Here is a 5,275-nt window from a genome sequence, read left to right on the forward strand (position 1 = left end):
TGATCTTCCGATCCTTGCAGGCTATATGTCAACTTCATTTTGGCATCCGTTCCTTCTTTAACTTTATAAACCAAAGTCGCTTTTTCAGAACCTTTCACCGCAAACTGAGTCTTAAACAAGCGAACATTCGATTTAGCAGTCTTGCCACTAAATTTCAAGCTGTTAGCTCCCATATAAGCCTCATCATAAGAAAGATCACATTTTATCGCATCAGCAGGTACGTTTCCGTTATCGTCTATTACCCACCATCTCCAAGTCGGCATAAAGTCCTGCATACCCAGATTATACCATTGGAAATCACTGAATTTCTCCCCTTTTTCATAGTTACAAAGCCCGTTACCCAAGCTAAAATAAGTGACAAAAGGCAATTCATTCAAAGTACTCTGCGCAACAACCTTTGTAGCTACACCATTAAATTTCTGCATATTGGCATAAGAAAGGTCTCCTCTCGACGTGATATATTCAGGGGTATTTTTCGGATTACGGTTACCACCGCTGAAGAACATTTCCAGTTTCTCCGTATACACCTGCGACTGAATCTCAGGAGCCGATCCCTTATCCGTACTGTTATAGAAAATATTATTTTGGCTATGTTCACCCCAGGTACCGATAGAAATTTCGTTCTCCATGATAGATTCCCAGCTATCGCCTAATCCACGAGTTCCGATGTGCTGCCCCGTATACACATCAAAAGGACTATGTCCCAATGACTTGGCTGTTCTCACCGCATTAGTAATCTGGCCGGATCCATGATTATAATTCAAAAAGAAATGATCGGCAACCTGTTTCGTCCTATCATCACGGTAAGCAAACCAGTTTTGATTGCTTGAATACAAAGTATTCATAGAAAAAGAAACACCACCGGAGTTCAGCATGGAATCATACCAACATAAGTTCCACTGATCTCCCCATCCTAATTTTTCAGCAGCCTCACGACAAGCAACCAGGAAGTCCTGCAATTTATTTGCCGTATCCTGAGTCATACTCACCTCCGGATTGATGCTCCAACCACTAATTCCATAATAACGGAACATCTTCACCAGTCTTTCCGCATTCACAAACTTTCCGCCTTCTTCTTTAAACAACATGGCAAAAAACTTAGAAGGAGCATTTTGTGACGGCTTGGTGTAATCAATCGTACTTCCGGAATCAAAGAACACAAGCACGGAATTCCGGACACCGTTTTTATGGCAAACATCTCCAAATGTACCGGAAGAACGCAACATCGGTTGATTCCATCCACCATGTACATCCAGATAAGACCACATACTGAATATATCGTTTCGCATAGTATAAGACGGCAAATTCAATGTCCAATCACCATTAGAGATAGGCATCCACCAAAGTACCTTCTTTCCTTTAGCATCCTCGGCAGGATACACCTGTGTTTTTTCATTTACAAAACGCTCACGCGGGCGAACGCGGGAAATAAAGAAGTTTTCTTCCGGATTCTGTCCGGGTTCCCAAGATTCAAAATTCTGACTGTCATACCATTCCCCACTGTTGAAAAGAGGTACATACATGTCCATCCGCACTTCCGTCTGTGCGCAAACAGAAGATGCCAGTAAAAGTGTAGCACTGCACAATAAACTAAACCTGTTTTTCATAATTAATTTAATTAAATTGATAAACTAAAATATTTCTATTTTTATCCATATATTATTCAAAATTTCCTTTATCTACATCCCACCACAAACGGGTACCCCCATTGTCCGGCCCTTTCAGTAAGCCGAGTGCCTTATTCACTTCCTCCGTATTACCCCGATATTCGCTTTGTGTAAAAGGCAAGCGGCGTATCTGAAGTTCCGTATCGATAGCCCCGTTACTATAATTCAAGTCCGAAGGTATCGGTATCAATTTAGGATAACCTGTACGGCGATATTCCGTCCATGCCACAGAAGACAAAGTAGGAAAGAAAGAAATCCATTTTTGAGTGATGATGCGTTGCAATTTCTTTTCCGGAGAATCTTCATCATGCCACCTTACCGAAATGCGATTGATACCGACCTGCTTACCATTCTCCTCGATATAATAATTATATTCCTGATTACGATAATTGATATAAGGAGCAGAACCGAAACCACCTTCAAACAGTTCCCAATCAAAATCACCGCCTTCTTCAGTATTGATAAACCCGTTGATATAGCTTTCGTAAGTACCGGCCCATCCGGATTCATCTCCCAATACACTGGCCCAAGCACTGTGAATTCCTTCGTTATACAGGCTTTCCGGAGTTCCGTCTCCCATATTCCAGTTCCTCAACATACCTTCCGCACGGAGAAAATAAGCCTCAGCCACACGCAATACCGGCCGGGGCCCCTGTTCCGGAATACCGACACGGCTCGTTTTAGAGTATCCTTGATATTCGGTACGGGTCATCGGCACTCCCTGCCGTACTCCCAGATATTTGGTAGCTTTCTCCACAACAGGAGACAACTCATCATCCGTACTATAGATATCCGCATTATTAGTAGCAAACCATCTTTCCAAGCGAGGGTCTGAGTATCCTTGTAAGATAGAGATTATATTAGCATTGGCACGGGTATCATTCCATAAGTCTTCAATACGGAAAAGCATCAAACCGGATTTCAATACCACATCCGAATCCGAATTTGTCAACACTCCGTCTCTTACAGCATCTTCGGCTTCTTTCTGAGAGTCCGGATAAACCTTTACCAACTGCATGGCAATACGCAAACGCAATGTATTGGCAAATTTGATCCATTTATCGATATCTCCGTCACAAACCTTATCCGCCCGTTTAAAATCATCCAAGAGGTCCTGAGAAGGACTACTGTCACGAAAATCTTTCAACCATTCAACAGCCTCTTTCAGGTCTTGAAACAGACGCTTGTAAATTGTTTCTTCAGAATCATAATAATACGTATCCGAACCTTCCAACACACAAGAATACTGTGCAGGACCATAAGAAGTAACTACCGGTAAAATAGCAGCTACATTGGCAATCTGCATCATGGCTGCCAGTTCAAAGCGTTCCAGTGCTTTACACTGCGGTATATATTGGCTGGTATACTTAAACACATATAAATAGAAGTCATCATATGTCTGAGCACAATGGTCCGGTCTGAGTTGATAATTATAATTATTCGATCCACCGAAATCATTCACCCCCATCATAAAACCGGCAAAGATATCCGTAGTAAGATTCGCCCAAAGTTGATAGCGATGTTCCTGGTGAGGAATAATATTGTCCAACGGACTTTGAATCTTATCCACCATATCGGTTACCGAATCATCGACACCTTTCGGGTCCGTATTAATTTCTTCAAACTTATCAGTACACCCCGTAGACACAAGGCACAAACCAATAAAAGCCGTAGCCAAATGAGATTTATATTTAAATAAACAATTCTTCATATCGTTTTTATCTTATGTATTAAAAATTCAGCTTCAAGTTTAGTCCCCAGCTACGTGTAGCAGGCAGACTGAATACGTCGATACCCTGCCATCCATTTCCCGTAGAACCGGAAATATCAGGATCACAAGGAGACTTTTTATACAAGAAGAATAGATTACGACCGACAACAGAAGCAGTCAGGTTCTTATTCATTCCAAATAAATTCTCGAATGTATATCCGACAGAAAGTTCCCTCAAGCGGAAATTAGTGGCAGAATACATATACTCCATAGCATTAAAACCGGCATTTTGTGCACGCCCTCCTACTCTCGAATAATATTTCTCCGCATCGATCATGGAACCGTCCTTATTGGGTACTCCGCCGTTCAAACGAGCATCTCCTGTCGCCTTAGATACTCCGTATCCATCCATAATCGCTTCGGTCATAGAAAGCACTTTACCTCCGATTTTACCGTCAACCAAAGCATAGATATTCAGATTCTTCCAATTGATCGTATTAGACCATCCCAAATGGAATTTCGAGTTAAAGTTTCCGGCATAGGTATCGGCATCACTTGTCAACAGAGGCGCTCCGGTGTTATCCAATTTTATATTTCCGTTGTCGTCATATTGGAAATCATACGTATATATATCACCATAAGAGCCACCCTTTTTCAACTTCATAATGAAAGCGGAAGCCTCGGCAAGATTATACTCTTCCAACCCCGGACAAAGTTCTTTTATCTCGTTCTTGTTATAGGAGAAATTGATTCCCGGCGTCCACGACCAATCATGGTTGAAATCAAGACGATAACTTAAAGAAGCCTCGATACCTAAGTTCTCCACATTACCGGCATTAATATTTCTTTTGCTATATCCCGATGCTACCGGTGCCGACACCTGGAAATACTGGTTCTTCGTATTGGCCTTATAGAAAGTAAACTCCGTGCGTAAACGGTTGTGCAGCATTGCCAAGTCAAAACCGGCCTCGATAGAGAACGTTTTTTCAGGTTTCCAATCCGTGAACGGCATAACCGTCGGCAATGTGATGGTCAATTTAGACAAAGTGGCTACCGGACGGGAGTAATATGCCGGAATATCGTTACCTACTACCGAATAAGAAGCACGCAACTTCACCATATCGAACAGATCGTCATTCATATGGAACATCTCGTCCAACAAGAAAGTAGCACCTACCGAAGGATAAAAGAAACTCATACTTTCTGTAAACGCCAACGCGGAAGACCAGTCGTTACGAGCGGTAAGATCGAGATATACCATATCCTTATATCCGAGTTGCAATGTACCGAATACGGAGTTCAATCGTTTCTTGGTATAATTCTCCTGATAGTAGATATCATAATAGTTATCCCGATGGAAGATATTAGGGAAATATACGTTACCTTGAGGCATCTTATACGTAATACCGTTCGCATCCGTCACATCCACTTCATAATATTGGTCTCCTTCCGCATTCAGATAAGTACCGTGCGTCACCTCTTTAGTAAAGCTGGCACCTGCCGTTGCCGCCACTGTAAAATCATTCCATGTCTTATTAAAGCTCACCAAAGCATCTCCAAACAAATGCTCGTAGAAATTCATCGTCTCACTGTACGCTCCCATAGAAAGACGGTAAGTACTGGCATACTTTTCTCTTCTGAAGTTTGTATTATCACGTTCATAACTCAAACGTCCCTGAATACTTAGGCAATCCAATATCTGATATTTCAATGTACCGGAAGTTGTAAAACGATGACGAATTGACTTTCCGATTCCACGGTTCAGCATCCAATAGGGGTTTTGATTATGCTCTTCCAAAGAAGTATAATCCTCTACAATCCAATTTTGAGTAGGCACGGTAGGACGTTCGGCATTAAACAATTCATAGTTATCCTAAAATCCGCAAGCAATCTCAAT

3 protein-coding genes are annotated in these 5,275 nt (G+C 41.8%); all 3 read right to left on the minus strand.

Annotation, left to right across the window (positions count from 1 at the left end; all coding sequences use genetic code 11):
• On the minus strand, positions 1-1,607 hold a 1,607-nt coding region (locus QVP90_RS01630), incomplete at its 3' end, for an endo-beta-N-acetylglucosaminidase (protein WP_441293870.1).
• 52 nt (positions 1,608-1,659) lie between these two features.
• A complete protein-coding gene (locus QVP90_RS01635; RefSeq protein WP_021935504.1) occupies positions 1,660-3,378 on the minus strand; it encodes a SusD/RagB family nutrient-binding outer membrane lipoprotein in 1,719 nt (572 codons plus the stop codon).
• A gap of 19 nt (positions 3,379-3,397) precedes the next feature.
• Entirely contained in the window at positions 3,398-5,239 is a 1,842-nt protein-coding gene (locus QVP90_RS01640) for a TonB-dependent receptor (protein WP_021935505.1), read from the minus strand.
• Positions 5,240-5,275: the final 36 nt, after the last annotated feature.

This window comes from Bacteroides sp. CAG:189 (assembly GCF_000432295.1).
Taxonomy (GTDB): Bacteria; Bacteroidota; Bacteroidia; order Bacteroidales; family Bacteroidaceae; genus Bacteroides; species Bacteroides salyersiae.